General features: G+C 48.4%; 1 pseudogene. It reads left to right on the forward strand.

The window, feature by feature from the left end:
* Positions 1-234: pseudogene (locus H5985_RS09255) on the forward strand (phage tail protein); the annotation flags it as partial.
* Between the last annotated feature and the right edge of the window lie 326 nt (positions 235-560).

The raw sequence follows: 560 nt of genomic DNA on the forward strand, positions 1-560 counted from the left end.
CCAAACATTATTGGATGGATCGGCGATATCCCGATGGGAACAAACTCAGGATCCAACGTCTATGGTGCTCTATTTCAAGGGGAGAAATGGACTACTGCCGATATCTTGCAAGGCCAATATGCTGGGTATTGGACGTTGCAATTCGACGCCTCAAGTTCAAACTCAACATATAAGAACGGATCAACGACAGTGCAGTCACCTGCTCTATCTGTTCTTCCATGTATCCGCTACTAATAACGGATACAAGGGAGGGTCTGCAATGCCGAAGGCTGAACTGTAGTACCACCGAAAACACTGTTTCCTTTGCTCAGATCCGATTGCAAAGAACGATAAACGGCAGTTGATTCCTCATCGGTTCTAGCAACTCTGGTCGGATTAGTGTCGTCTTGCATGATTAAGCTACCCCAACCAGTGTAACTTTCCCATGCGTAGACACCAGTTTGGCCCGTGCTGTTTGGCGACCAAACATCCAAGGGACTACAAACGTAGCAGGCTATGCTCCTGATAACTGGACAGCAGGCGGATCGGCAACCGGTCCCTTCCAATCGATGGTGAAATGG

Source organism: Parasutterella secunda, assembly GCF_016901835.1.
Lineage (GTDB): Bacteria > Pseudomonadota > Gammaproteobacteria > Burkholderiales > Burkholderiaceae_F > Aphodousia > Aphodousia faecavium.